The following is a 24651-nucleotide window of genomic DNA, read 5'->3' as shown; positions in this document are numbered from 1 at the left end:
CATAATATATATTATCACATCGGGATAGGCATTTGGCGACCTCCGATACCAATGTAGACCTATCCCCCACTCAGGTAGACCATATGCCCCATGATATAGATCGCCTGCTTACCATTATGGAACGCCTGCGCGATCCGGTACGCGGTTGCGAATGGGACACGGCGCAAACCTTCGAAACTATCGCTCCGTATACAATCGAGGAAGCTTACGAGGTCGCCGATGCGATCGAACGTGAAGATTATTCCGATCTTAAAAGCGAGCTCGGCGATCTTCTATTCCAAGTGGTCTTCCATGCGCAGATGGCGTCCGAGGCCGGACATTTCGACTTCCGCGCTGTGGTGCAAACGATCTCGGAGAAGATGGAACGACGCCATCCCCATATTTTCGGCGACGAAGGCGGCGTAATGGAAGACGCGCGATGGGAAGATCTGAAAGCCGCCGAGCGCAGCGCCGCAGGCTCGGACAGCGCGATGGACGGTGTAGCCCAGGCCCTTCCGGCGCTGATGCGCTCCCAAAAACTGCAAAAGAGAGCGGCACGCCATGGTTTCGACTGGCCTGACACCGAAGGCCCACGCGACAAGGTTCTCGAAGAAATCGAGGAGTTGAGAGAAGCCGCTCCGCACGAAAAGGAGGAGGAAGCCGGTGATCTCCTCTTCGCTGCCGTAAATTTGGTGCGCGCCTATGGGCTTGACGCGGAGCAGGCTCTGCGCGCTGCGAATGCGAAGTTCGAACGCCGCTTTCGCGCTATGGAAGAGCTTGCTGGCGATGACTTCGAAACGCGTGATCTCGAGGCACAGGAAGAACTCTGGCAAGCTGTAAAGCGCGCCGAGAAGTCCTGATCATAGGCTTTCAAATTGTCCCAGCTCCTTGGGATTCAGCCGCACGGTGAAGCTCCGCATGGGGCCCTGGGGCCCCTCCTCCAGTGCTTCTTCCTCCAGAATGTCGCCATGGGCGTGCAACCAGGCGATTCGGCGGCCATCGCTTGCCGGAAGTTCGAAACGTCGCACCGTGGCGCGGGACGTCAGGATCTCGCCCACCCGATCGAGGAACTGGGGGACCCCTTCCCCGCTCAGTGCGGACACGGCAACGACATCCTCGGAAGCCTGCGAAAGCCCGCCGAGTTCTTCGGCCGCCTCCTCGTCCAGCAGGTCCCACTTGTTCCATACTTCCAGAATGGGGATCGCTTCGGAACCTTCTTCCGAATTGATCACACCAAGCTCTCTCAAAACATTGAGAACCTGCACTTTTTGTGCTTCTGCAGAAGGGTTGGACATATCGCGGACGTGGCAGATAAGGTCTGCCGCGGTCACTTCTTCCAAGGTCGCACGGAAGGCCGCCACGAGCTGGGTCGGAAGGTCCGAGATGAAGCCGACGGTATCGGAGAGGATGGCCTTTTCAACCCCGGGCAGAGCAATTGCGCGCATCGTCGGGTCCAGCGTAGCGAACAGAAGGTCCTCTGCCATGACCTCTGCACCCGTCAGACGGTTGAAAAGGGTGGACTTGCCGGCGTTGGTGTAGCCGACAAGGGCGATGACAGGCCACGGCGCTCGCTCCCGCCGTTCACGGTGCAGCCCTCGTGTCTTGCGAACCTGTTCCAGTTCCTTGCGCAAGCGCCCCATGCGCTGACGGATCATGCGCCTGTCGGCCTCGATCTGGGTTTCACCCGGTCCGCCGAGGAAACCGAAGCCGCCACGCTGCCGTTCGAGGTGGGTCCAGCTGCGCACAAGGCGGCTCTGCTGGTAATCCAGGTGGGCCAGTTCGACCTGCAGGCGCCCTTCGGCCGTGGCCGCACGTTCCCCGAAGATTTCCAGGATAAGGCCTGTCCGGTCGATGACCTTGCGAGCCAGCTTGTCTTCCAGATTGCGTTGCTGGATCGGGCTGAGTGCCCCATCTACGACAACCAGCTCCGCCTCGTTCTGGTCGCAGGCGATGCGGATGTTCTCCACCTGCCCCGACCCGAACAGGAGGTTCGGTTTTACGTCGCGGACCGGGAGGACAAAGCTGTCGGCCACGACGATACCGATTGCGAGAGCCAAGCCTTCGGCTTCTTCGAGGCGGCTTTGCGAGTCGAGGTCATAGGATACCCCACGGATATCCGGGCACACGACAAGGGCCCGCGCACCGCGCGAGACTTCGCCCATCAGATCGTCATCGAAGCTCAGTGTTCGTCCTCGTCCCAGTCCTCGGACAGGTCGACCGGGGTGGCGGGCTGAATTGTGGAGACCGCGTGCTTGTACGCAAGTTGCACATAGCCATCGCGTTCCAGCATCATGCAGAACAGGTCGTAGGCGGCGATCTTGCCCTGGAGCATGACACCATTCACCAGGAACATGGTCACCTGCGCCTCGGCTTCGCTGACCCGGCTAAGAAATACGTCCTGAAGCAAGCGCTGTTTCGCGCCGGAGCCCTGGCTGGCGAATTGTTCGGCGTCGACCGGCTGTCCGGGCATGATCGTACTGACTGCGTGCTTGTAGACGAGCTGGGACTGTCCATCGCGGCGCAGCAGGATCGAGAAATTGTCGAACCAGGTAACGATGCCCTGAAGCTTGACGCCCTTCACCAGGAATACCGTCACCGGCGATTTGTTCTTGCGCAGCAAGTTGAGAAATGCGTCCTGCAAGCTCGGGGCCTTGCCCTTGCTTTGCGGTTCCTGCGCTGCACGCGGTCGCGCAGATAATGTGCGGTCGCCGGCCATAATCATCGCTCCTTCTTTTTGGCGCCTGCATCTGCAAACGCAATCTGGACGCTCTTGCGGCGTCCGGGGTTCGGGCAACGAGTCCCGCAACCGCGGGCAATGTGACGTTTCCGCGCTTTTTGGGCAACAGGATAATTCTGTTGTCGCAAAAGTGGAAATTGTGTCCGAGCGCTATTTCCGATCGCTATTGCGACGTTCCGCCATTCCCAGAAGCTTGAGCTTGCGGTGCAGAGCCGAGCGTTCCATGCCAATAAAACTCGCCGTTTTCGAGATGTTGCCGGAGAACCTGCGGATCTGGATGGCCAGATATTCGCGCTCGAAACTTTCGCGCGCCTCCCGCAAGGGTGCCCCCATCAGCTGCGCCATTCCGCCGCTGTCGCCAAGTTTGCCGCCAGTCACTTCTTCGGAAAGCATGTCCGCTTCGACGGTGTCGAGATTCTCGCGCGGTGTGAGGATGATCGTGCGTTCCACGACATTGCGCAGCTGGCGGACGTTTCCGGGCCAGTCGTAAGCCTGCAGCGCAGCCATCGCTTCCTCGCTGATGTCGGGTGGACGGATGCCCTGCTCGATCGCGTAGCGGGCGAAGAAATGTTCCGCCAATGCGGGAATGTCATCGCGCCGCTCCGACAAAGAGGGCACTTCCACCGGCACCACGTTGAGGCGGTAGAACAGGTCTTCGCGAAACCGCTTCTCCTCCATTTCCGCCTCGAGTTCGCGTGCAGTCGATGAAACGACCCTGACGTCGACGCCGATCTGCCGCGTGCCGCCTACCCGCACGAAGCTCTGGTCGGTCAGCACGCGCAGGATCCGAGCCTGGGTCGAAAGCGGCATGTCCGCCACCTCGTCGAGGTAGAGCGTGCCACCGTCTGCCGTTTCCAGCAGGCCGGGCCGAACCAGCTTGCCTTCGGCTTCTTCGCCGAACAGCTCTTCCTCGAAACGTTCGGGCGTGATGCGGGCCGAGTTGACGACGACGAAGGGCTTGTCTGCCCGGGTGGACCAGCTGTGAAGCAAGCGCGCGGCTACTTCCTTGCCGGATCCCGCGGGGCCGCTGATCAGGACACGGCTGCCAGTGCTGGCGACCCGTTTGAGAGTGGCGCGAACGTTGTTGATGGCGGCCGAGTTGCCGGTGAACTCACCGCCCTCGCCCATGCCTTCGCGCAGGCGGGAGTTCTCGCGGCGCAAGCGTTCGGTCTCTGTTGCGCGCTCGACGAGGTGGAGCAGCCGTTCCGCCTCGAAAGGCTTCTCGATAAAGTCCATCGCACCGCGGCTTACGGCGGACACTGCGGTGTCGATGTTGCCATGGCCGGAGAAGATGATCACGGGCAGTTCGGGTTCGCGAGCCTTGATCGCGTCGAGGACCTCGAGCCCGTCCATCTGACTACCGTGAAGCCACACATCGAGCAGCACCAGGCTGGGGCGTTTCTCGTCGACCGCATCCAGTGCGGACGTGCTGTCAGCGGCGGTACGGCATTCGTAGCCCTCGTCGCTCAGGACGCCCGCCACGAGCTCGCGAATGTCGCGTTCGTCATCGACGATGAGAATGTCGAGTGCCATGATTATCTTCCTGCTTTCTCGGTATTCGTTCGGTCTTCGCCCAGGGAGGGGCCGCGATGCGGATCACGTGCGATCTTTAGCGTGACGCGCGTTCCGCCCTCCTCGATCGAGGAGAAATTCATTTCGCCACCGTGCTCTTCGACGATCTTGTTCACGATCGCGAGACCGAGGCCGGTGCCCTTCTCGCGCGTGGTCACGTAGGGTTCCAGGATGCGTTCCCGATCCTGGGGAAGACCGATCCCGTTATCGCTGATCGCGATGGCGATGAACTTCTCGTCTTCCGTCACTTCGACGGCGATTACGCCGCGGTAATCGGGTTCGGCATTCGCTGCGCGAGCTTCGATCGCCTCGGCGGCGTTCTTGAGGATATTCGTGACTGCCTGGCCCAACTGGTGGCGGTCGGCTTCGACCATCAGCGGGCCGTCAGTTTCGGTGCTCAGCCCGTAATTGATCTGCGGGTTCGCCACCTCCTGCAGGAACATCGACTGGCGCACAAGGTCGAGCGCATCTTCCTGCCGGAAAACGGGTTTCGGCAGGCGGGCAAAGCTGGAGAATTCATCCACCATCGTGCGCAATTCACCGACCTGCCGTACGATCGTGTTGGTCAGTTCATCGAACAAGTCGCCGTCCTGCTCGATCTGCTTGCGATAGCGGCGCTTGAGCCGTTCGGTCGCCAGCTGGATCGGGGTCAGCGGGTTCTTGATCTCATGTGCGATGCGGCGCGCGACGTCCGACCATGCGGCCTGCCGCTGGTCGAGCAGCTGACGGGTGATGTCCTCGAAGGTAATCACATGACCGTCGCCTTCGGGAACGAGACGTACGGCAAGCGTCATTAGCTCGCCGTGCCGCGAGTGGCTGACCACGCCGCGATCCAATCCTGCTTCGACGAGGACGGCGATCTGCGGCACCATTGCGTCGAGCGTTTCAGGATGTTCGCTGCCCTCGCCGCCTTCCAGAAGCATGTTCTGTGCGGGCGCGTTCATCAGAAGTACCCGACGCTTGCCGTCGATGGTGATGACCCCGGCGCTGACCGATTCCAGCACGGCCTCGATGAAGCTGCGGCGATCCTCCAGCTCCTCGTTCGCGCCGACGAGCGCGTCGGTCTGCTTCTCGATCTGGGCGGTCATGCGATTGAAAGCGCGGTAGAGCAGGCCGATTTCATCGGCTCCCGTCCGGCCTTCGACGCGCAGGGCAAAGTTACCTGCACCGACCTTGCGAGCTGCGCCGACGAGATCGGTCAGCGGCTCGACCTGCCGGTCCGCGAACCGCAGGGCGAACCAGACCGCCAGTCCGACGAGCGCGAGGCTGACGAAGAACAGCGCAAGGTTGAAGCGCAACTGGAGCGCCCTCGCCCGCTTGGTCAGTTCCTCGTATGCGGTAGAAATCGATCGGGCGCTTTCCCAGCTACGGAAGCTTGCCGCTTCGGCGTTGCGTGCCGTGTAAAGGTATATTCCGGCCGTACGGTCGATCGGTGCAACGGCCTCGATGCGCTCGGGACTGCCCTTGATGGCTACAGGTTCGCCGCCGCGCAGGGCGCGCAGGCTTCCCTCCGTGAAACCGACCGGATCGCTTGCCTGGTTGATCCCGTATACGACGGCGACCCGGGCTGTGCCATCGGGCATCGTTTGCATGATCGCGCTTTCGATGACGTCGCGCGGTTCGGCCTGGTAACGGTAGGCCAGCTGGAAATCGGGATCGGTGATCGAAACCTGCTGCAGGATCGAGCGCATATCCATCGCCATGGAAATGGTTTCCTGCCCCAGATCGAGCTGGTTGTCTTCGTAGTAGACTTCAGCCAGCTGGTTTGCGTTCTCCATCAACCCGCGTGAATTGTCCGAAAACCAGAAGTCCACGCCCGACTGGAACAGGACGGCCGCGAAGGCCGACACCAGCAGCGTCGGCACAGCTGCAATCATGGAGAAGAAGAACACCAGTCTCACGTGAAGACGCGCCGTGCTGCCTGCCGCCCGTCTCAGCGCCAGTCTGCGACCGGCGAGGACAAGCAGGGCCATTGCAGGCACCATTGTCCCGATCAAGAGGACCGCAACCTGCCTGCTCGGCAGCAGTTCGCCGGTCGGTGGAGCACGCGTGAAGGCGGCCCAGGTGGTGACCACCATTATGGCGAAAATCGCCACGGCGAAAATCTCCACCAAGGAAATCAGGTTGGCGCGGCGGGAGGCGACGACAAATCGCCGCCACCAACGCGGAGTGCGCTTCGGGGAAGAACCGGCCATAGTCGCCATCGTGGCTAGTTTACGACACCTCTGTTGCAGATATGCAAGACGAAAAACGACGAAATGAACATCAACGTCGTCGGACGTATCGCTCAGGCTCTATTTCGAGGTCGCTTAACCGCTTCCGAAGGGTGTTGCGATTTATGCCCAATAGCTGTGCAGCGCGCAGCTGGTTGCCCTCCGTTTCCTGCAACGCATGCTCGAACAGGGGCTTTTCGAAGGCGGCTAGCGCACTGTGATAGAGCGTGCCGGGGACGCTGGCTTGCGCGGACAACCACATCTGCAACGCAGTATCGAATGGCGTCGCGGCGCCTCGTGATGTCTCCTCGATCGCTGGAAGAGCATCGTCGACCGTTTCAGCGTCGATCACGTCTTCGCGCGCGGTCAGCGCCAGGCGGAAAACGACATTGCGCAATTCACGCACATTGCCTTTCCACCGCTGGGCTTCCAACCGCTTGATAGCACCATCGGAAATGCCGTGGTTCGGCAGGCCTTCCGCAACCGCCTGCCCCAAGAAATGCTTTACCAGCGCGCCCACGTCCTCGCGCCGTTCCCGCAAGGGCGGAAGATGGATCGGGACTACGTTGAGGCGATAGTAGAGATCCTCGCGGAACGAGCCGCTGGCGATCATCGGGCCGAGATCCTTGTTCGTCGCAGCGATAATCCGCACGTCGACCCCGATCTCCTGGCGTCCGCCGACGCGGCGAATCTTTCCGGACTGCAGCGCCCTGAGGAGCCGGGTCTGCGCTTCGGCAGGCATATCCCCAATCTCGTCGAGGAAAAGCGTGCCTCCGTTGGCCTGCTCGAACTTTCCGATCTGCTGCGATACTGCCCCTGTGAAAGCACCGCGCTCGTGCCCGAATAACTCGCTCTCCAGAAGGTCGTGCGGGATCGCGGCCATGTTTACAGCAATAAAGGGGCCAGTGCGGCGCGAACCCAGTTCATGGATCGCCTCTGCCACCAGTTCCTTGCCGGTACCGCTCTCACCGGTGACGAGGACCGAGAGGTCGTTGCGCAGGACGCGCGTGATCATCCGGTAGACGTCCTGCATCGCCTTGCTTCGCCCGATGAGCGGTAGCGAGCCCTCGCCCTCGCCCTCGAGACTGTCCGCGCTTTGTGCCGATCGTTTCGTGGCCTGACGAACGGCGTGGGTCAATTCATCGAGGTCGAAAGGCTTGGGGAAATATTCGAAGGCACGGCTATCGCTCGCCCTTACGGCGGTATCGAGCGTATTCTGGGCGGACAGCACGATGACCGGCATGTCGGGCGCTGCTTCATGGACATTTGCTATAGACGCCAGGCCATCCCCGTCTTCCAGCATGACGTCAGTAAGCATGACGTCAAAGGTGTGACCTGCAAGCAAGGCGTCACGCTTGCCTACGGTGCTGCACGCCGTGACGTCGAAGCCTTCGTCGCGCAACGCTTCTGTAATGACGGTGGCGATTGCGCGATCGTCTTCAACTAGGAGAACGCGGTTCGTCATCGATCAGTCATCCTTCTGCGCAACGGGCAGGTTTATGCGAAAGTGGGTGAGGCCTGCGCGCTCATCCCGTTCATGCGCGACCCTTCCGCCCATGTCGCGCAGGAGCTTGCGCACCAAGGCCAGGCCAAGGCCCTGCCCCTGCGACTTGCCGGATACGAAGGGTTCGAAAATCTGCTCCCGCAATTCAGGCGGCACGCCCCGCCCCATGTCGGTTACGGTTATCTCGACCGGCAGGCGAACAGGCTTGCCAAGACGGATGGCGGAAAAGACCAGTCCGCTAACGAAGCGTGTACGCACGACGACGCGGGCATCCTCCACCCCCATGCTGGCATCGCAGGCGTTGGCGAGCAGGTTTATCAAGACCTGTTCAAGCGCGCCGCGATCCGCCTCGACCTGCGGCAGGGAAGGATCGAATTCTTCGACCAGTTCGCAGGCGTTTTCGCGGCCCGCCCTGACGGTGGCCATTGCCCCGCGAATTGCTTCGTGGAGATTGCAGGGACCGGTCTCGACCGGGTTGGAACTGCCCAACTGCTGCATCCGGTCGATCAGGTTGGCTATGCGCGCAACCTCGCCTTCGATCATCGTGGCAAGCGGCTTGTCCCGCTCGCTGGCGCGCTTCGCCAAAATCTGGCTCGCCCCGCGAATGGCCGAAAGGGGGTTCTTGATTTCGTGAGCAAGGACTGCCGGTGCGCGTAGTTCGGTGCGGTCCTCGTCATCGTTCTCGTTTCCGCCCTGCCCTGCTTCGGAAACGGTGATGACACGCCATCCCGGATGGGCGTGCAAAGGCGAACAACTTAGATTGACGAGATGGTCGCGACCCGCTGCGCTAACCGTCAGGCCGCGCGCGATCAGCTGTGTGTCAGTTTCGAGGAGCGACTTTTCAACCCGCTCGGGAGCGATGCTCATGAGCTCGAGAAGCCTGCAGCCGATGATCCGCCGCGCGCTCCTTCCTAGCAATTCTTCTGCGGGCGGGTTGGCTTCATGCACGAGCCCTTCCGGATCGACCAGCAGGACGGCAAAGACCATTCCTGCAAGCTGTACCGACGCCGAGGGCGCTTCGCTCACGCTGCTCGCCGTTTGAGAAACGGTTCGTAGAAACGCTCAAGTTCGTCAAGTACGACAGGGGCTTGATCGATGAAGTTCACGCGATTGCGGAACTCGGCAGAGCCGTGCATCCCTTTCGTATACCAGCCAAGGTGCTTGCGCGCGATCTTCACGCCCACGTCTTCGCCGTAGAGTTCCAGCATATCATTGTAATGCTCGACCACGACTTCATACTGCTCATTGAAGGACGGACTTTCGAGCGTCTCGCCGGTGCGCCACCAGTGCATGACCTGAGATAGCAGCCAGGGCTTACCATAGGCCCCGCGGCCGATCATCAATCCATCGGCACCTGACTGGTCGAGGGCCTTGGCGGCATCGTCGACCGTGCAGATGTCGCCATTCACGATGACGGGAATGGAGACCGCATCCTTGACCTTGCGCACGAAGGCCCAGTCTGCACTGCCCTTATACATCTGGTTGCGCGTGCGGCCATGGACGGTGACCATCTTCACGCCGAGATCCTCTGCGATATGGGCCAACTCAGGTGCGTTGAGATCGCTGTGATCCCAACCCATGCGCATCTTCACGGTTACGGGCACGTTCACCGCCTCGACGGTGGCTTCCATCAGCTTGGTCGCAAGCCCGACTTCACGCATCAGGGCTGATCCCGCGAGTTGCCCCACGACCTTGCGAACGGGACAGCCGAAATTGATGTCGATAATCTCGGCGCCATTGCCCTCCTGGAGCTTGGCTGCCTCGGCCATGCTGCCTGGATCGCAGCCCACCAGCTGCATCGAAACAGGCTCTTCGGTCGGGTCCCAGGCGGCCTTCTGAACGGACTGCCGTGTTTCGCGGATCGCCGCCTCGCTCGCGATCATTTCGGTCACGTTGAGGCCCGAACCATACCGCCGCACCATCTTGCGGAAAGGCAGGTCCGTGACGCCCGTCATCGGGGCCAGAACGACAGGCGTGTCGATCCGGACGCGGCCGATGTCGATCGGTCTCGGTGGTACGGGCGGTTTGGGATGTGCGCTCATGAGTTGTGCGTGTGCCTAATAATTGGGCAGGCACATAGTGCGTTGCAGCGAAAACGGCAAGCGGCTAGCGGGCAAGGCGATGGCAAACCATCCCCCCCTCCCCACCTTCGCCGCGATCGTCGTCGCTGCTGGCAAGGGCATTCGTGCCGGCCAGCCCCTTCCTAAGCAGTTTGCGAGGTGGCGCGGCAAGCCTGTCGTGCGCCATTCGGTCGAGGCTTTTCTCGGCGAAGGTGCAAGTCAGGTGGTCGTTGCAATCCCGCCCGGCGGTGAAGCGCTTGCACGAGAGGCTTTGGCCGGTCTGGAAGTGTTGTTAGTCGAAGGAGGCAGCACCCGGCAGGAATCGGTCGCGAACGCGCTGGAAGCAATCGGGTCTGCAAATAGCGTCCTCATTCACGATGCCGCGCGCCCGGACGTCCCGCGTGCGGTGATCGCTGGCCTGCTGGAAGCGCTGGGAAGTCACGAAGGCGCGATCCCGACCCTGCCCGTCGTCGACAGTCTTGCGATCGAGGCCGACGGCCTGATGTCCGGTTCGGCGGATCGTAATGTCCTGCGGCGGGTCCAGACCCCGCAGGCTTTCCGCTTCGATGCAATCCGGAATGCTCACAGGGCTTGGACCGGCACGAGCGATGCGGGCGACGATGCGCAGGTCCTTCGCGCATGCGGAGGAGAAGTGACCCTCGTCGAAGGTGACGAGCGACTGAAGAAACTGACATTTGCGGAGGACTTCGTGACCCCATCCCTCGACGTGAGAACCGGCATGGGTTTCGACGTGCACCGACTGGTGCAAGGTGAAGAGCTATGGCTCGGGGGTATCCGTATCGACTACGAGAAAGGCCTGTCCGGCCACAGCGATGCCGACGTTGCCCTCCATACCATTGTGGATGCGCTCCTCGGTGCCGTGGCACGCGGCGATATCGGCGATCATTTTCCTCCGAGCGATCCGCAGTGGAAAGGTGCGAGCAGTGACAAGTTCCTGCTCCACGCCGTGAAGCTGGTTGGCGAGGCCGGGTATCGAATCGGCAACATCGATCTGACGATAATCTGCGAAGCGCCAAAGATCGGCCCCCATCGCGCTGCCATGAGAGCGCGGATCGCGGACCTCGCGGGCGTTGACATCGACAGCATATCGGTGAAGGCGACCACCACCGAAAGGCTGGGATTCACCGGTCGCGGCGAAGGTATCGCTGCGCAGGCAATCGCAACGGTAATCCGCAACTAGTTCAAGAGGTGAGCATGACGCTCCAGGCCCTACTCCCCGAAGAAATCGACGAACTCGCCAAGCGGGTGATCGAGGAGAATTCGGCCGCAGGACGCAAGGTCGTGGTGGCGGAAAGCTGCACGGGCGGGCTTGTTGCGGCAGCGCTGACCGAAATTCCCGGCTCCTCTGCCGTTCTGGACCGCGGGTTCGTGACCTACTCGAACGAATCGAAAATCGAGATGCTCGACGTCTCGCTCGATATCATCGAGACTTTCGGAGCGGTTTCGATCGCCTGCGCATGGGCCATGGCCAAGGGAGCATTGGCGCGCAGCAACGCCGATGTCGCCGTGGCCATCAGCGGCGTTGCAGGTCCCGGAGGCGGGACCCAGCACAAACCGGTCGGCACAGTGGTTTTCGCCAAGGTCGTGCGCGGACAAGAAGGCGAGCCCGAGGGCGAATTGAAGCGGTTCGAACCGACGTCGCGCGCCGACATCCGCAAGGAAGCGACCCTTTGCGCGCTTGATCTGTTGCTGCCTTAAAGGTTCGCCGCGGCGTTCTCGCGGCCGTAGAGGTCATCCGCCCGCTTCTCGAAGGCTTCGACCATCTTGCGAAAAGCCCGGTCGAAATACTGGCCGGCCAGCGCTTCGAAAACAGCATTGCGAAAGCTGAAATCGACGCAGAAATCGATTTCGCACCCGCCATCGGGCAGGCAGCGGAAGGTCCACTTGTTGTCGAGATCCTTGAGCGGACCGTCGACGTAGAACACTTCGATGAAGTCCGGTCGGCTCTTGACTACCCGTGACGTGAATTTCTCGCGGATCGCCTTGAAGCCGACGAGCATGTCGGCGACCATTTCGGTCTCGCTGTCGCTGCGTACCCGCGTGGCCACAACCCACGGCAGGAACTTCGAGTAGTTGCCAACATCGGCTACCAGGTCGAACATCTGCTCGCAGCTATAGGGGAGCCGCCGGGTCTCGGTGATGCCTGGCATCAGGCGGACGCCCTCGCCTGCTCCTTCGCAAGCTTGGCTTCACGAGCCGCCCGCATTTGCGCAAAATCGTCGCCCGCGTGATAGCTCGACCGCGTCAACGGACTCGAAGCCACCTGAAGGAACCCCTTTGCACGCGCGATCGAACCATAGGCTGCGAAAGCCTTTGGTGTGACGAAATCTTCCACATTGGCGTGGCGAGGCGTGGGCTGGAGGTACTGGCCCATGGTAATGAAATCGACGTCCGCGCTGCGCATGTCGTCCATCACCTGGTGCACTTCGAGGCGCTGCTCGCCAAGGCCGAGCATGATGCCCGACTTAGTGAAGATCATTGGATCGTGCGACTTCACTTCTTCCAGCAACCGCAGCGAGGCATAGTAGCGCGCGCCAGGGCGGATCGTGGGATAGAGACGCGGCACGGTTTCGAGGTTGTGGTTGTAAACGTCCGGTCCCGCCTCGCAGATTGCTTCGACTGCCGGGCGCATCTTGCCACGGAAGTCTGGCGTGAGGATTTCGATGGTCGTGTCCGGCGTTTCGCGACGCAGCGCCTTGATCACCTTCACGAACTGACCGGCACCGCCATCGGGCAGGTCGTCACGATCGACACTGGTGATAACGATGTGCTGCAAACCCATCTGGCCAGCCGCGATTGCGACATTCTCCGGTTCCATCGGATCGACGAGGCGCGGCATTCCGGTCTTCACATTACAGAAGGCGCAGGCGCGCGTGCAGACATCGCCCAGGATCATGACGGTGGCGTGCTTCTTGTCCCAGCATTCCCCGATATTGGGACAGGCCGCTTCTTCGCAAACCGTATTGAGCTTGAGGTCGCGCATAAGCTTGCGCGTTTCCTGATAACCTTTGCTGACGGGCGCCTTCACCCGGATCCAGTCCGGCTTGCGCTTCTTGCGCGGGCGTTCGTCTTCGGGAGCGGGAGCGGAAGAAAGGTCGTTCATTGCGCCGCCCATCTAGGCTTGCCGAGCCTCCCAAGCAACCCGTGGATATGTTGCCCATTGCTTACTTGCCGTCGCATCCGGCGCATTCTACTGAATCGCGTATGGATGCTGCAACACTAGAGACCTTCACATCACCCGTGATCCTGTTCTTCGTGCTGGGCATGCTTGCGGCCTTTGCGCGGTCCGAACTTGCGGTTCCGGAAGCTCTCGCCAAGGGGATGTCGCTTTACCTTATGGCGGCGATCGGCCTCAAAGGCGGGGTCGCCGTTTCGGAAAGCGGTGTCGACACGACGGTCGCCTTGGCCCTGCTAGCCGGTATTGGCGCAAGCTTTCTCATCCCATTGTTCGCTTTTGCAGTCCTCAAGGGATTTGCAAAACTCGATACGCTCAATTCCGGCGCAGTGGCGGCCCATTACGGGTCGGTCAGCGTGGTGACATTCGTGACCGCCGTCGAAGTCTACGAACTACGCGGCATCCCGCCGGGCGGTTTCATGGTCGCGGTAATGGCCGCAATGGAGACTCCCGCGATCCTCACCGGCCTGTTGCTCGCTCGCAAGGCGATCGACAAGAAGGATGCGAAGAACGATCAGGGCACAGGCGAACTGCTGCATGAGGTGTTTTTCAATGCATCGGTGGTGCTCCTTCTTGGAGCATTCGCTATCGGCATGATTTCCGGCGCCAGCGGATTTGCAGATGTCGAGCCGTTCTTCCAGGCAGGTTTCAAGGGTGTCCTGTGCCTGTTCCTCCTCGACATGGGTCTGATCGCGGCGCGGCGTCTGATGGATGCGCGGGCGATGACAGTCCGCCTCGCTCTCGTGGCGATAATCCTGCCCCTCGTGAATGGAGCGCTCGGAACGATCCTGGGTAGTGCAATCGGCCTCGACGTCGGCTCTGCAGCCGCACTTGGCGTCCTGTGCGCCAGTGCCAGCTACATCGCCGTGCCAGCAGCCATGCGCCTCGCCCTGCCCCAGGCCGATGCAGGCATCTACCTCACCATGTCGTTGAGTGTGACCTTCCCGTTCAACATCCTAATCAATATCGGCTTGATTGGCGCTCTGGCGAGCCGTCTGGCTGTCGCCTGAGGGAATTGATATGATCGAAACCGTCATCAGGAAACGCATCGAGATTTTGACCGACACGGCGCTCCAGCGCCGCGTTACCGACGCCATCGACCGTGCCGGCATTACCGGGTGGACGGTGACGCCTGTTCAGTCCGGCAAGGGCCGCGAAGGCCGCTGGCGCGAGGAACGCGTGATGGGCACGGACAAGGTGCTGATCCTGACGATTGCTCCCCAGGACAAGGCGATGGCCCTGGCAGAGGACATCGCGCCGATCCTGACCAGTCATGGGCTGTTACTGTCGATGTGGGACGTAGAGGTAATCCGCGGGGAGCGTTTCTGATGCCCGAGTTTACCGAACTACTGCGCGGTTATCATCGCTTCCGCGCCGACGGTTATCCCGAGCAGAGGGAACGGTATGACAAGCTCGTGGCCGAGGGGCAGAGCCCGAAGCTCATGATTATTGGCTGTTCCGACAGCCGTGTGGACCCTGCACAGATATTCGATGTCGATCCGGGCGAGATTTTCGTCGTGCGCAATGTTGCGGCGCTCGTTCCGCCCTACGAAGAATCTGCCGGCCAGCACGGGGTTTCGGCCGCTCTGGAATTTGCGGTCAATTTTCTCAAGGTTCGCCAGATTGTGGTAATGGGCCACGGTATGTGCGGTGGCTGCCAGGCTGCGCTGTCCCGCGACCTTTATGGGAATGCTCCGGGCGAAGGCGGGTTCATCGCGAACTGGGTTGGCCTGCTAGATGATGCGCGGGATGAGGTTGTGGCCAAGCACGGCACTGAAGGAGGGGAAGCCGAACGCGCAATGGAACTTGCGGCGGTTGGCGTCAGTCTCGCAAATTTGCGGACCTTCGCCTGCGTTCGCAAGCGCGAGGCCGATGGTTCGCTCAAGCTTCGTGGCGCTTTCTTCTCAATCGCGGAAGGCGTTCTCTATGTACGCGACGAGGAAACGGGTCAGTTCCAGCCCGCGAAGTGACTTGCGCGCGGGGCTCTGCACCGCCAAGGATCATCCATGCCTGAAAAACCCCTACAAAACATCGCCCTGCTGATCGATGCGGACAACACGTCACCCAAGGGGATCGATCCGGTGCTGACCGTGATGGCCGAACTGGGGCAAGTGAACATCAAGCGCGCCTACGGTAACTTTACCAAGCCGAATCTCTCGAATTGGGGGCCGCTGAGCCACAAGTACGGTATCCTTCCTTACCAGCAGTTCGATATGACAGCTGGTAAGAACGCCACGGATATGGCGATGACTATCGACGCGATCGACCTGCTTTACCAGGGCAAGGTCGATGGGTTCGGGATCATGAGTTCCGATAGCGATTTCACGCCGCTGGCAACTCGCCTCAGGCAGGATGGCTTGCTCGTCTATGGATTTGGCAGCAAGAACAAGACGCCCGATGCCTTCAAGAGCGCGTGCACGCGCTTCATCGACATCGACGCCCTGATAAAGGGCGCGTCTGACGAGCCTGATATGCCCAAACAGAACGGCAAGAAGAGCAAGGGCGGCATCGACGAGGAACTGGTCGAACTGCTCGGTACGGCATGGAAAGCGGCCCGGCGTGACGACGAAGGCTTCGCCCAGATGGGGGAAGTCGGCCAGATCGCAGGCAACCGGTCCAGCTTCGATGTACGCAATTACGGATTCAAGCGACTGTCGGACCTGTTCGAAGCAATCGAGCAGTTCAAGGTCGAACGCCGGGACAATACCGTCTGGGTCAAACGCCTGCGTTAGACAGGAAAACGGCGCGAACCCCGGTAGGGATCCGCGCCGCTCCTCAATCAGAAGATCGCAGGATTACATGCCGCCCTGCTGTTCGGCATAGATCGCCCACAGCTGAGCGATGGCTGCACGCTGGCCTTGGACAGCCTTGAAGCTGGCAAGTGCTTCGGCGCTCTTGCCCTGTTCCAGCTGCGCAATACCCAGGCGGGTGTTCGCGAGGTTGGAATCAACTCCCGCCAGGCCCAGTGCCTTGGTGTACAGCGCTTCTGCGGCCGCATAGTCGCCATAGCTAAGCGCAAGGTCTGCACCCGTCATGACCGTGCGAAGGTCCGAAGCGCCACGCGCACCTGTCAGGAGGCCCGTGAGGTCGGCGCGATCGGTCGCAGCGCGGTCGGTGGCCATGCCGAAGATTTCCGAAACATAGCTGTCCGTGCGCTTCAGGGTGCCCTTGGTGTAGCCTTCGTTGATGACGGCGGCGACTTCCCCGGGGAGTCGGCGATAGTCGGCGCTGTCGATGTAGTCGGCGTACATGCGTTCGTCACGCAGGGCATCGGCATCACGTGCCAGGCGCATGAGATCCAGGATTTCCGGGTTCTGCCAGCCACCGCCATAAGCGGTGATCGCAACGACCTCGCCCCAGTTCTGCTGGTTCGGGAAATGCTTGATGAAAAGCTGAGCGAACTGGTTCAGCTCGGCCTTCATTTGGTTGTTGTACGCCATCTGCAGGCCGCGGCGGACCCACTGCTCGTTGACCTCTTCGCCGGCCGCTTCTCGAGCGGCGATCGACGTGGCGAGGTAGTCCAGGCCTGCCTTGTAGTTCTCTTCCGTGAAGTAGGATTCGGCGATCAGACCCTCGGGCTGGCTCTGCGTAGCGCCAAGCTCGACAGCCTTCATCAGATAGGTCCGCGCCTTTGCGAATTCGTCCGCGTTGTAGGCGAGCTGGCCGGCAAGAAGATTGTACTGGCCGAGCGATTCCGGTGCAACCTTGCCGCTGGCAAGCATCAGTTCCACGCCTTCCTGCTGGAGGGCGCGATTTTCGAGGTTGGTACCGATGCTGTAGATCAGGTTGCCGGCAACCATGCGATCATCGTCGGTTTCCACCGCAGCGACGATTGCAGGGCGCTGGGTCGCGATGGCATTCCAGTCCGGTGCGCCACCATTCACCTGCTCCGAGAGAGGCTGGTAAACTGCGACAAATCCGTCGGAATACTTCTTCGCGTCGGCCTTATCGTCCTTCTTTTTCTTTTTCTGCGCGAAAGCCGGCTGCTCCAGCGCGACGGTCGCAGCTGTCCCGGTCGCGCCGAGGATCATGGCAAGGGCGAGCGCCGAAGACGTGCTCGAAGCCTTGGAAAGACGGGTGAAAATCATCATGTAACTCCCAAGAGTGGATAGGGGGAATGAGCGCGGAGGCGCCGAATTCACTCAACGGTGCGGCAATTGGCCGTTATACGCTCTCATTGCAAATCTTGTAGGGTTTTCGCGCTGAACGGACATTGAATGACGCCCCGACCCAGCATTCAGCAACACCGTGCGACCAGCAGCAAGACATATGTGGAAAAAGCGCCGGAATCAGCCCACTCCCTCCCCTTAAAATTGGCATGAGTCCGCCGCTTCCCCTAGAGTGACAGCTCGAACTGATCCCTCTATCGCAGATCATGGAAACACAGCGTTTTGTCTGACGAAACCGAATTGATGGAAAGCCCGGCACCGGGCCCCGAATACGCCCGCATCGACATCGTCGATGAGATGAAGACCAGCTATCTCGATTACGCGATGAGCGTGATCGTCAGCCGCGCCCTGCCCGACGTTCGGGACGGGCTGAAACCGGTTCATCGCCGTATCCTCTTCGCCAGCCAGGAAGGCGGCTTCGTCGCCGGCAGGCCTTACCGCAAGAGCGCGAAGATTGTCGGTGACGTGATGGGTAACTATCACCCTCACGGCGACGCCGCGATTTACGATGCACTGGCCCGCATGACGCAGGACTGGTCGCTGAGGGTGCCGCTGGTCGATGGCCAGGGTAACTTCGGCTCGATGGATCCGGATCCGCCGGCTTCCATGCGTTACACCGAGGCGAGGCTGGCGCGCGTCGCCAATTCCCTCCTGGACGATCTCGACAAGGACACGGTCGACTTCACCGACAACTACGACGGTTCGCGGCGCGAACCGACCGTCCTCCCCGCCCGCTTCCCGAACCTGCTGGTCAATGGTGCCGGCGGTATCGCGGTCGGTATGGCGACGAACATTCCGCCGCATAATCTGGGTGAGGTGATCGACGGCTGCCTTGCCTATATGGACAACCCCGCCATCACGAGCGAAGAGCTGTTCGAGATCATTCCCGGTCCGGACTTCCCGACCGCTCCGCTGATCCTCGGCAAAAGCGGTGCACGCGCCGCGTATACTACCGGTCGCGGCTCGATCCTGATGCGTGCCCGCCACGAGGTCGAAACGAAGGCCAAGGACCGCCAGTCGATCGTCCTCACTGCGATCCCCTACCAGGTCGGCAAGAACTCGCTGGTCGAGAAGATCGCGGAAGCCGCGAAGGACAAGCGGATCGAGGGCATTTCGGACATCCGCGACGAATCGAACCGCGAAGGTGTTCGCGTGGTTGTCGATCTCAAGCGCGATGCCTCTCCCGAGGTCGTGCTCAACCAGATCTGGCGATACACACCCGCGCAGGCCAGCTTCCCGGCTAATATGCTCGCCATTCGTGGTGGGCGGCCGGAGGTCCTCACGCTGCGCGAGTTCATCCAGGCATTCATCACGTTCCGTGAAGAAGTCATCACACGGCGCACGAAGTTCGAACTGAACAAAGCGCGCGAACGGGCGCACATTTTGCTCGGCCTCGTGGTTGCGGTTTCCAATCTCGACGAGATCGTCGCGATGATCCGCGGCTCGTCCAATCCCGCAGAAGCACGCGGAAAACTGCTCTCCAAGGAATGGCCGATCGGTGACATCGGGCAATATATCGCCCTGATCGAAGCGATCGAACCGTCCGATGAGCAGGACGGCGGTACCTATCGCCTTTCCGAACGCCAGGTGAAGGCGATCCTCGACCTCAGGCTGCATCGCCTGACCGCGCTTGGACGCGACGAGATCGGTGACGAGCTCAAGGAGCTCTCGATTGCTATCGAAGAGTATCTCTCCATCCTCGCTGACCGGGTGAAGCTTTATGGCGTCATGCGCGAAGAGCTTTCCGAGATCCGCGCCACTTATGCCACGCCGCGCATCAGCGAGATCGCGCCCGCCTGGGACGGGATCGAGGATGAAGACCTCATCGAACGCGAAGAGATGGTCGTCACGGTTACCCATGGCGGCTACATCAAGCGCACGCCGCTCGAAGCCTTCCGCGCCCAGGCACGCGGCGGCAAGGGGCGCTCGGGAATGGCAACGAAGGACGAAGACGCCGTCGTCGAAATGTTCGTCACTTCGACGCACAACCCCGTGCTTTTCTTCACGAATACCGGACGCGTTTATCGCATGAAGGTCTGGAAGTTGCCTGAAGGCAGCCCCCAGACCAAGGGCCGCCCGATGGTGAACCTTTTGCCGCTTGGCGATGAAGAGCGGGTCACCAACGTCCTCGCCCTGCCCGAGAACGAGGCCGAGTGGTCCAAGCTCAACATCGTGTTTGCTACCGAGCAAGGCATGGTCCGTCGCAACTCGATGGACGCCTTCACCAACGTGCCCAGCAACGGCAAATACGCCATGGGCTTCGTCGAGGGGAGCGGCGATCGCCTGATCGGCGTCGAGCTGCTGAGCGAGAACCAGGAAGTATTCCTCGCTTCGGATTCCGGCAAGGCGATCCGTTTCGCCGCCACTGACGCGCGTGAAACGAAGAGCCGGACCGGTATCGGTGTGCGCGGCATGACGTTGAAGAACGATGCCAAGGTCGTTTCCATGGCCGTGCTCGACCCGCTTTCGGCAGACATGGAAACTCGTGAAGCGTATCTTCGCGCAGCGCATTGGAAGAACAATGACGCGGTGCACACGCTGGACGCCGATACGGTCGCGTCGATGCAGGATGGCGAGGAATTCATCCTCACGCTTACGGCTAATGGCTACGGCAAGATCTCGTCGGCTTACGAATATCGCACCATCGGGCGCGGTGGTCAGGGCCTGACGAATATCGGCACGCCTGACAGTAATCCCGAACGCAACGGCCCGGTCGTCGGCAGTTTCCCGGTCAGGCACGGCGCTCAGCTGATGCTGGTCACCGACCAGGCCAAGTTGATCCGCCTCCCGATCGATTTCCGCCACGAGATCGAGAATGGTTTCGAGGACCACAAGGGCTTCTCCATCTCCGGTCGCGGGTCTTCTGGTGTACGGATCTTCGACGTCGCAAAGGGAGAAAAGATCGTCGGTGCGGCGTTGATCGATGAGACGGAAGAGCCGGAAAACGATGCGGAACAGGCCATCGCGGACGAAATCGCGGATAATGCCGCGAAGACGACAGAGCCCTATACCACCGCGCATTCCGACAAGAACATCGAAGGGGAACCCGGCGGGTGACGATTGCGGCGGTAAGAAGCGACGGGCCATTCGGCGCCAGGGTAACCGGCGTCGACTTGTCCCGCGACCTTTCTGCAGCAGACATCCAACGGATCCGCGAGCTTTGGCTCGAACACAAGGTCCTCGCTTTTCCCGGCCAAGATATGGGTGATGACGACCTCGAACGGTTTACCATCGCCATGGGCGGGTTCGGGGAAGATCCCTTTTTCGACCCCATTGAGGGCCGTCAGAACATTGCCGCAATCCTGCGCGAGGCGGACGAAACCAGTCCGTTATTCGCGGAAAACTGGCATAGCGACTGGAGTTTCCTCGAATGTCCGCCGGCCGGGACGTGTCTCCTTGCCGTCGATATACCATCGACCGGCGGAGACACGCTCTTCGCCGACCAGCAGGCTGCCTTCGATGCGCTTCCCGATGACCGGAAGGAGTTCCTGAGAGGCCTAACGGCCATCCACAGCGCCCAACTCGCCTATGCTCCCGACGGGACATACGGCGAGAGTGATCAGGGCCGATCGATGGCAATCCGACCCGATGAAAGCGCGCGGGAAACCAGGACACATCCATTGGTGCAGAAACACCCCGAAACCGGTCAGGAGTGTCTCTACTCAACACTGGGATACATTATCGGCATCGAGGGAATGGAGCAGGCAGAAGCGATTGCCCTCTTATCCGAGCTTGCCAAGTGGCAATCGCGCGACGATTTCGTCTATCGACACCAGTGGGAACCCGACATGCTCGTCATGTGGGACAATCGCGCAGTGCTGCACAAGGCAACCGGCGGATACGAGGGACAGCGGCGCGAACTGCACCGCACGACCATCGCGGCATGGCAAGTTTAGGCTTTTCCGGCCCTTAGCTCCGGATGTCGGAGAGTCTGCACCACGCCGGTCGCGATCAGGAATTGCCCACCGTAATAGAGCGGCCAGATAAGCCATTCCGCGACCTCATACGGTACCCTGCCCGCTTCCCTACCGAAGATCAGCAAATCTGAAACGACGAACAGCACTGCGCCTGCACCAACTCGGTAACGCGGAAAGTTGCTGGTCCAGGCTGCCGCCGCCATTGCGCCGACGAGGAAGCTGTATCCAGCAGCAAGCTGCCAGTTCGGGAGTGGATAGGTCAGCGACGCGGCCAGAATGGGCGTAAACACCAGCAAGGCTAGTGCCGCACCTTTCTGACTCCCGGTCGTGACCCCTCGTCGATGGCGCAGATACAGCCAGACAGCGATGAGGTGTCCGACCGCGAAAAGTCCACCTCCGATAAGGAAGCTGACTTCCAGCAAGGCATCGCCCATCGCTCCGAACGCCATGACGGCTGCAATCAGCCAAGCATCGAAGCCCTTCCCGCGATGCGCGGCATAGAGGGCGAGGAAGCCCACACCTGCGGCCTTCCATCCCATCAACCAGATCCCGCCGATCGGATCGTCCGCGACGAAATAGTAGCTCACGGCAGCGATGAGGCTGGCGAGCAGGTAGGGACGATGTTCGGATAATGCGCGTTTCGGCATGGATTCCCCTCTTTGCCGGTCGGTAATCCTTGATAGAGGGCATGTGCAAGCACTAGGTGCGCATCGCAATGACACACGACATCCAAATTATCGGCGGCGGGCTCGCGGGCAGCGAGGCAGCCTGGCAGTTGGCGAAGTCCGGTTTCAAGGTGCGCCTGTCCGAAATGCGCGGCAGCGGCGAGACCACGGCAGCCCACCAGACCGACGGGCTGGCCGAACTGGTCTGTTCCAACAGCTTCCGCTCTGACGATAGCGACAAGAACGCAGTCGGTTTGCTGCATGATGAAATGCGCAGGCTCGACAGCATCGTCATGCGCGCCGGCGAAGTTGCGCGGGTTCCTGCCGGCAGCGCCATGGCGGTCGATCGCGACGTGTTCTCGGCAGAGGTCCAGCGGACGCTGGAAGAACACCCCAATGTGACCGTGGTTCGCGAACGGGTCGATACCCTGCCCGCGTCTGGTCCTACCATCGTGGCAACCGGTCCCCTGACCGCACAGTCCTTGGCGGAAAGCATCGTCGGAGCGACCGGCCAGGACCGGCTCGCCTTCTTCGACGCAATCGCGCCCATCGTCCACCGCGACAGCATCGATATGTCCAAATGCTGGATCCAGAGCCGCTGGAACAAGCGCACCGAAGCCTCCAACGAAGACGGCGATTACATCAATTGCCCGATGACGAAGGAGCAGTACCTGGCTTTTCACCAGGGGTTGATGGACGGCGAGAAGACAGAGTTCCGCGAGTGGGAAGCCGATACGCCCTATTTCGACGGCTGCATGCCGATCGAAGTCATGGCTGCGCGTGGTGTGGAAACGCTGCGCTATGGTCCGATGAAGGGGGTCGGTCTCGATAACCCTTACGACACAACCGAAGAACACCCACAAGGGCGCTGGCCCTACGCGGTCGTCCAGCTACGTCAGGACAACAAGCTCGGCACGCTGTGGAACATGGTGGGCTTCCAGACGAAGCTGAAGTACGGCGCGCAGGTCGAGCTGTTCCGCACTATCCCTGGCCTGGAGAATGCCGAGTTTGCCCGACTTGGCGGCCTGCATCGCAACACCTTCATCAATTCGCCGCTGGTTCTTGATCGACAGCTTCGCCTCCGCGGCGCCGAGCACATTCGGTTCGCCGGGCAGATCACGGGTTGCGAAGGGTATGTCGAAAGCTCTGCCGTCGGCTTGATGGCGGGCATGATGGCTGCTGCGGACATGTCCGGGGCACAGTGGACCGCGCCCCCGCGCACCACCGCATTCGGCGCCTTGCTGAGCCACATCACCGGTGATGCAGAAGCTGACACCTTCCAGCCAATGAATGTGAATTTCGGTCTCTTCCCGCCGTTGCACGATGTGAAAAAGAAGCAGCGCAAGGAAGCCTATACCTCGCGTGCGAAGACCGAGATGGGCGAATGGATTGCAAACCTGGACGCAGTGCCCGCCTGATCAGCAAGCGCACCGGGCTTTGCGTTTGGTCGGCTTTGGACGGGTCGTCGCGAATTCGCCCGGCGTAAGCTCGTTATCGCCATTGGCGTCTGCGCCTTCGAACTTGTCGACTGTGGTAACGGCCCATTCCTCGAAGGTCAGCAGGTTATTGCCGTCCTTGTCGAGCTTCCTGAAGGCGGCACTTCGGGTAGAGAGCATTTCGGTACGCGAGATGCGCCAGTCGCGATCTCGATCGTAGCGGAAGAAGCGTTGTTGCTCCTTGGTAAGCTCGCTGGCTTCGGGCGGCGTTGGCCCAACCATATCGGAGGCATCTGAGGTGGGCAGCCCTTCGGGTGCAGCGTCTTCGATCAACAGCGAGGAAAGGTCTGGCGGAGGCGCGGCTTCCTCCACCTCAGCCCTGCCCTGGTACCAGAACAGGCCAAGGCCCATCGCAGCGAGCGTTATTAGAGCCCCGGTAATTGCGTGCTTCATTACTGCGCCCCCAGAATCCAGTTAAGTCACTGTCTAGCGGCCAGAAATCCCTATGCGCAAGGCCAGTAGTGCCGCACCGCGCCCTTCGAGCAGAGGGGCGCCTCCCAGCTCGATCGAACGTCCGGCCAGACCGGACAGGATGGCGAGGGGGCGCAGCCGTCGATGCATTGCCGCAGTGCGTTCGAGTTTTTCGGCATGTTCGAGCACGACGCGCCGTTCGCCGTGGTCGGACAGATGTGCAGCCAGGTCTGCCGAAGCCCAGCGATACCCGGCGTGCAGGGCCTTCTGCTGCTGGATTTCGCCCAGTTCGAGAGCGCGCGCGGCGTTCCCCCACGCACTGGCACGTCCCTCGCAGAACTGGCGCAAGGTCTCGTCATCGAGCACTTCTGCCACGAGCAAGGCTTCCCATCCATCGACGAGTGCCGAGAGATCATGCGCTCTCTCACCCCAGCCACCGCTGATCCGCTTGACCAGCGGCTCTCCCGACGGTCTTTCGCGTGCTGGTTTGACAAGGAGGTCACGCCACCACGCAAGGCGCATCTGGCCGATCATGGTTTCGCTGCTGCTGGCGACGACCCCTGCGAGCCGGCGGTCCAGCTCGAACATCGTTCGCAGGACATGTCGGTCCCGACCGCCTGCATAGGCAAGCGCAAGCTCGACTTCTTCGGCGAGGTCATGCTCGTTGTGTTGAGATCGGTCGACCATCGCATCGCCATGACGAAGATGGAGGCCGGGCGCAAGGCACCCGAA

General features: G+C 61.0%; 23 protein-coding genes. 10 read left to right on the top strand and 13 right to left on the bottom strand.

The features are described 5' to 3' along the window. Positions 1-83: 83 nt before the first annotated feature. Positions 84-839 carry a nucleoside triphosphate pyrophosphohydrolase gene (mazG, locus tag CVE41_RS14470; protein WP_100261288.1) on the top strand — a complete coding sequence of 252 codons (756 nt, stop codon included), beginning with the start codon at positions 84-86 and terminating at the stop codon, positions 837-839. On the opposite strand, the gene hflX is transcribed toward mazG, so the two are convergent. From hflX to dusB, 7 genes are all read right to left on the bottom strand, one after another. Continuing rightward, positions 840-2141 (bottom strand): GTPase HflX, encoded by a 1302-nt coding sequence (gene hflX / locus CVE41_RS14465; RefSeq protein WP_100261287.1) that lies wholly within the window; start codon positions 2139-2141, stop codon positions 840-842. A gap of 17 nt (positions 2142-2158) precedes the next feature. Continuing rightward, on the bottom strand, positions 2159-2695 hold the full coding sequence (gene hfq / locus CVE41_RS14460) for an RNA chaperone Hfq (protein ID WP_100261559.1): 537 nt from the start codon (positions 2693-2695) through the stop codon (positions 2159-2161). Positions 2696-2866: 171 nt separating this feature from the next. After that, complete coding sequence (ntrX, locus tag CVE41_RS14455; protein WP_100261286.1) at positions 2867-4249, bottom strand: nitrogen assimilation response regulator NtrX; 1383 nt, start codon at positions 4247-4249, stop codon at positions 2867-2869. Positions 4250-4251: 2 nt separating this feature from the next. Continuing rightward, a complete protein-coding gene (locus tag CVE41_RS14450; protein ID WP_100261285.1) occupies positions 4252-6492 on the bottom strand; it encodes a sensor histidine kinase in 2241 nt (746 codons plus the stop codon). A gap of 61 nt (positions 6493-6553) precedes the next feature. Continuing rightward, positions 6554-7966, bottom strand: coding sequence for a sigma 54-interacting transcriptional regulator (locus CVE41_RS14445; RefSeq protein ID WP_100261284.1), 1413 nt, complete (start codon positions 7964-7966; stop codon positions 6554-6556). 3 nt (positions 7967-7969) lie between these two features. After that, a complete protein-coding gene (locus CVE41_RS14440; RefSeq protein WP_232725723.1) occupies positions 7970-9031 on the bottom strand; it encodes a two-component system sensor histidine kinase NtrB in 1062 nt (353 codons plus the stop codon). After that, a complete protein-coding gene (gene dusB, locus CVE41_RS14435) occupies positions 9028-10047 on the bottom strand; it encodes a tRNA dihydrouridine synthase DusB (protein WP_100261283.1) in 1020 nt (339 codons plus the stop codon). The genes CVE41_RS14440 and dusB overlap by 4 nt, the downstream gene beginning before the upstream one ends. Before the next feature lie 79 nt (positions 10048-10126). Between dusB and CVE41_RS14430 the strand changes: the two genes are divergently transcribed. Both CVE41_RS14430 and CVE41_RS14425 read left to right on the top strand, forming a co-directional pair. After that, complete coding sequence (locus tag CVE41_RS14430) at positions 10127-11266, top strand: bifunctional 2-C-methyl-D-erythritol 4-phosphate cytidylyltransferase/2-C-methyl-D-erythritol 2,4-cyclodiphosphate synthase (protein WP_100261557.1); 1140 nt, start codon at positions 10127-10129, stop codon at positions 11264-11266. 14 nt (positions 11267-11280) lie between these two features. Continuing rightward, complete coding sequence (locus CVE41_RS14425; RefSeq protein WP_100261556.1) at positions 11281-11784, top strand: CinA family protein; 504 nt, start codon at positions 11281-11283, stop codon at positions 11782-11784. Here the strand turns inward: CVE41_RS14425 and CVE41_RS14420 are convergent. Then, a complete protein-coding gene (locus tag CVE41_RS14420; protein WP_100261282.1) occupies positions 11781-12236 on the bottom strand; it encodes a type II toxin-antitoxin system RatA family toxin in 456 nt (151 codons plus the stop codon). The genes CVE41_RS14425 and CVE41_RS14420 overlap by 4 nt on opposite strands. Beyond that, positions 12236-13189: a lipoyl synthase gene (gene lipA / locus CVE41_RS14415; protein ID WP_100261555.1), complete on the bottom strand. Its 954-nt coding sequence runs from the start codon at positions 13187-13189 to the stop codon at positions 12236-12238. The genes CVE41_RS14420 and lipA overlap by 1 nt, the downstream gene beginning before the upstream one ends. 101 nt (positions 13190-13290) lie before the next feature. On the opposite strand from lipA, the gene CVE41_RS14410 reads away from it, so the two are divergent. The 4 genes from CVE41_RS14410 to CVE41_RS14395 are packed head-to-tail and all read left to right on the top strand — an operon-like array spanning position 13291 to position 15993. Further along, positions 13291-14271 (top strand): sodium-dependent bicarbonate transport family permease, encoded by a 981-nt coding sequence (locus CVE41_RS14410; protein ID WP_100261281.1) that lies wholly within the window; start codon positions 13291-13293, stop codon positions 14269-14271. 10 nt (positions 14272-14281) lie between these two features. Continuing rightward, positions 14282-14590 (top strand): P-II family nitrogen regulator, encoded by a 309-nt coding sequence (locus tag CVE41_RS14405; RefSeq protein WP_100261280.1) that lies wholly within the window; start codon positions 14282-14284, stop codon positions 14588-14590. After that, on the top strand, positions 14590-15231 hold the full coding sequence (locus tag CVE41_RS14400; protein WP_100261279.1) for a carbonic anhydrase: 642 nt from the start codon (positions 14590-14592) through the stop codon (positions 15229-15231). Before CVE41_RS14405 ends, CVE41_RS14400 begins: the two co-directional genes overlap by 1 nt. A gap of 36 nt (positions 15232-15267) precedes the next feature. Then, positions 15268-15993 (top strand): NYN domain-containing protein, encoded by a 726-nt coding sequence (locus CVE41_RS14395; RefSeq protein WP_100261278.1) that lies wholly within the window; start codon positions 15268-15270, stop codon positions 15991-15993. Positions 15994-16056: 63 nt separating this feature from the next. On the opposite strand, the gene CVE41_RS14390 is transcribed toward CVE41_RS14395, so the two are convergent. Further along, complete coding sequence (locus tag CVE41_RS14390; protein ID WP_100261277.1) at positions 16057-17352, bottom strand: hypothetical protein; 1296 nt, start codon at positions 17350-17352, stop codon at positions 16057-16059. A 300-nt stretch (positions 17353-17652) separates the two neighbouring features. On the opposite strand from CVE41_RS14390, the gene gyrA reads away from it, so the two are divergent. After that, positions 17653-20487 carry a DNA gyrase subunit A gene (gene gyrA / locus CVE41_RS14385; RefSeq protein ID WP_100261276.1) on the top strand — a complete coding sequence of 945 codons (2835 nt, stop codon included), beginning with the start codon at positions 17653-17655 and terminating at the stop codon, positions 20485-20487. Continuing rightward, a complete protein-coding gene (locus tag CVE41_RS14380; RefSeq protein ID WP_100261275.1) occupies positions 20484-21326 on the top strand; it encodes a TauD/TfdA dioxygenase family protein in 843 nt (280 codons plus the stop codon). Before gyrA ends, CVE41_RS14380 begins: the two co-directional genes overlap by 4 nt. On the opposite strand, the gene CVE41_RS14375 is transcribed toward CVE41_RS14380, so the two are convergent. Continuing rightward, complete coding sequence (locus tag CVE41_RS14375; protein ID WP_100261274.1) at positions 21323-21994, bottom strand: lysoplasmalogenase; 672 nt, start codon at positions 21992-21994, stop codon at positions 21323-21325. The genes CVE41_RS14380 and CVE41_RS14375 overlap by 4 nt on opposite strands. Positions 21995-22062: 68 nt before the next feature. On the opposite strand from CVE41_RS14375, the gene trmFO reads away from it, so the two are divergent. Beyond that, the gene (trmFO, locus tag CVE41_RS14370; protein WP_100261273.1) at positions 22063-23430 is read left to right on the top strand and encodes a methylenetetrahydrofolate--tRNA-(uracil(54)-C(5))-methyltransferase (FADH(2)-oxidizing) TrmFO; all 1368 of its coding nucleotides are present in this window, start codon (positions 22063-22065) and stop codon (positions 23428-23430) included. On the opposite strand, the gene CVE41_RS14365 is transcribed toward trmFO, so the two are convergent. Together CVE41_RS14365 and CVE41_RS14360 are read right to left on the bottom strand one after the other, a co-directional pair. Next, positions 23431-23901 carry an EF-hand domain-containing protein gene (locus CVE41_RS14365; RefSeq protein WP_100261272.1) on the bottom strand — a complete coding sequence of 157 codons (471 nt, stop codon included), beginning with the start codon at positions 23899-23901 and terminating at the stop codon, positions 23431-23433. Positions 23902-23934: 33 nt separating this feature from the next. Then, on the bottom strand, positions 23935-24606 hold the full coding sequence (locus CVE41_RS14360) for a hypothetical protein (protein WP_100261271.1): 672 nt from the start codon (positions 24604-24606) through the stop codon (positions 23935-23937). Positions 24607-24651 lie beyond the last annotated feature (45 nt).

The organism is Qipengyuania seohaensis (assembly GCF_002795865.1).
GTDB classification, from domain to species: Bacteria; Pseudomonadota; Alphaproteobacteria; order Sphingomonadales; family Sphingomonadaceae; genus Qipengyuania; species Qipengyuania seohaensis.
This window is presented reverse-complemented; position numbering and strand designations above follow the sequence as displayed.

What these genes read in the sequence shown, in the direction of transcription:
- mazG (WP_100261288.1), top strand. Translation starts at nt 84, where the DNA reads ATGCCCCATGATATAGATCGCCTGCTTACCATTATGGAACGCCTGCGC.
- hflX (WP_100261287.1), bottom strand. Translation starts at nt 2,141, where the DNA reads ATGGGCGAAGTCTCGCGCGGTGCGCGGGCCCTTGTCGTGTGCCCGGAT.
- hfq (WP_100261559.1), bottom strand. Translation starts at nt 2,695, where the DNA reads ATGGCCGGCGACCGCACATTATCTGCGCGACCGCGTGCAGCGCAGGAA.
- ntrX (WP_100261286.1), bottom strand. Translation starts at nt 4,249, where the DNA reads ATGGCACTCGACATTCTCATCGTCGATGACGAACGCGACATTCGCGAG.
- CVE41_RS14450 (WP_100261285.1), bottom strand. Translation starts at nt 6,492, where the DNA reads ATGGCGACTATGGCCGGTTCTTCCCCGAAGCGCACTCCGCGTTGGTGG.
- CVE41_RS14445 (WP_100261284.1), bottom strand. Translation starts at nt 7,966, where the DNA reads ATGACGAACCGCGTTCTCCTAGTTGAAGACGATCGCGCAATCGCCACC.
- dusB (WP_100261283.1), bottom strand. Translation starts at nt 10,047, where the DNA reads ATGAGCGCACATCCCAAACCGCCCGTACCACCGAGACCGATCGACATC.
- CVE41_RS14430 (WP_100261557.1), top strand. Translation starts at nt 10,127, where the DNA reads ATGGCAAACCATCCCCCCCTCCCCACCTTCGCCGCGATCGTCGTCGCT.
- CVE41_RS14425 (WP_100261556.1), top strand. Translation starts at nt 11,281, where the DNA reads ATGACGCTCCAGGCCCTACTCCCCGAAGAAATCGACGAACTCGCCAAG.
- CVE41_RS14420 (WP_100261282.1), bottom strand. Translation starts at nt 12,236, where the DNA reads ATGCCAGGCATCACCGAGACCCGGCGGCTCCCCTATAGCTGCGAGCAG.
- lipA (WP_100261555.1), bottom strand. Translation starts at nt 13,189, where the DNA reads ATGAACGACCTTTCTTCCGCTCCCGCTCCCGAAGACGAACGCCCGCGC.
- CVE41_RS14410 (WP_100261281.1), top strand. Translation starts at nt 13,291, where the DNA reads ATGGATGCTGCAACACTAGAGACCTTCACATCACCCGTGATCCTGTTC.
- CVE41_RS14405 (WP_100261280.1), top strand. Translation starts at nt 14,282, where the DNA reads ATGATCGAAACCGTCATCAGGAAACGCATCGAGATTTTGACCGACACG.
- CVE41_RS14400 (WP_100261279.1), top strand. Translation starts at nt 14,590, where the DNA reads ATGCCCGAGTTTACCGAACTACTGCGCGGTTATCATCGCTTCCGCGCC.
- CVE41_RS14395 (WP_100261278.1), top strand. Translation starts at nt 15,268, where the DNA reads ATGCCTGAAAAACCCCTACAAAACATCGCCCTGCTGATCGATGCGGAC.
- CVE41_RS14390 (WP_100261277.1), bottom strand. Translation starts at nt 17,352, where the DNA reads ATGATGATTTTCACCCGTCTTTCCAAGGCTTCGAGCACGTCTTCGGCG.
- CVE41_RS14375 (WP_100261274.1), bottom strand. Translation starts at nt 21,994, where the DNA reads ATGCCGAAACGCGCATTATCCGAACATCGTCCCTACCTGCTCGCCAGC.
- trmFO (WP_100261273.1), top strand. Translation starts at nt 22,063, where the DNA reads ATGACACACGACATCCAAATTATCGGCGGCGGGCTCGCGGGCAGCGAG.
- CVE41_RS14365 (WP_100261272.1), bottom strand. Translation starts at nt 23,901, where the DNA reads ATGAAGCACGCAATTACCGGGGCTCTAATAACGCTCGCTGCGATGGGC.
- CVE41_RS14360 (WP_100261271.1), bottom strand. Translation starts at nt 24,606, where the DNA reads ATGGTCGACCGATCTCAACACAACGAGCATGACCTCGCCGAAGAAGTC.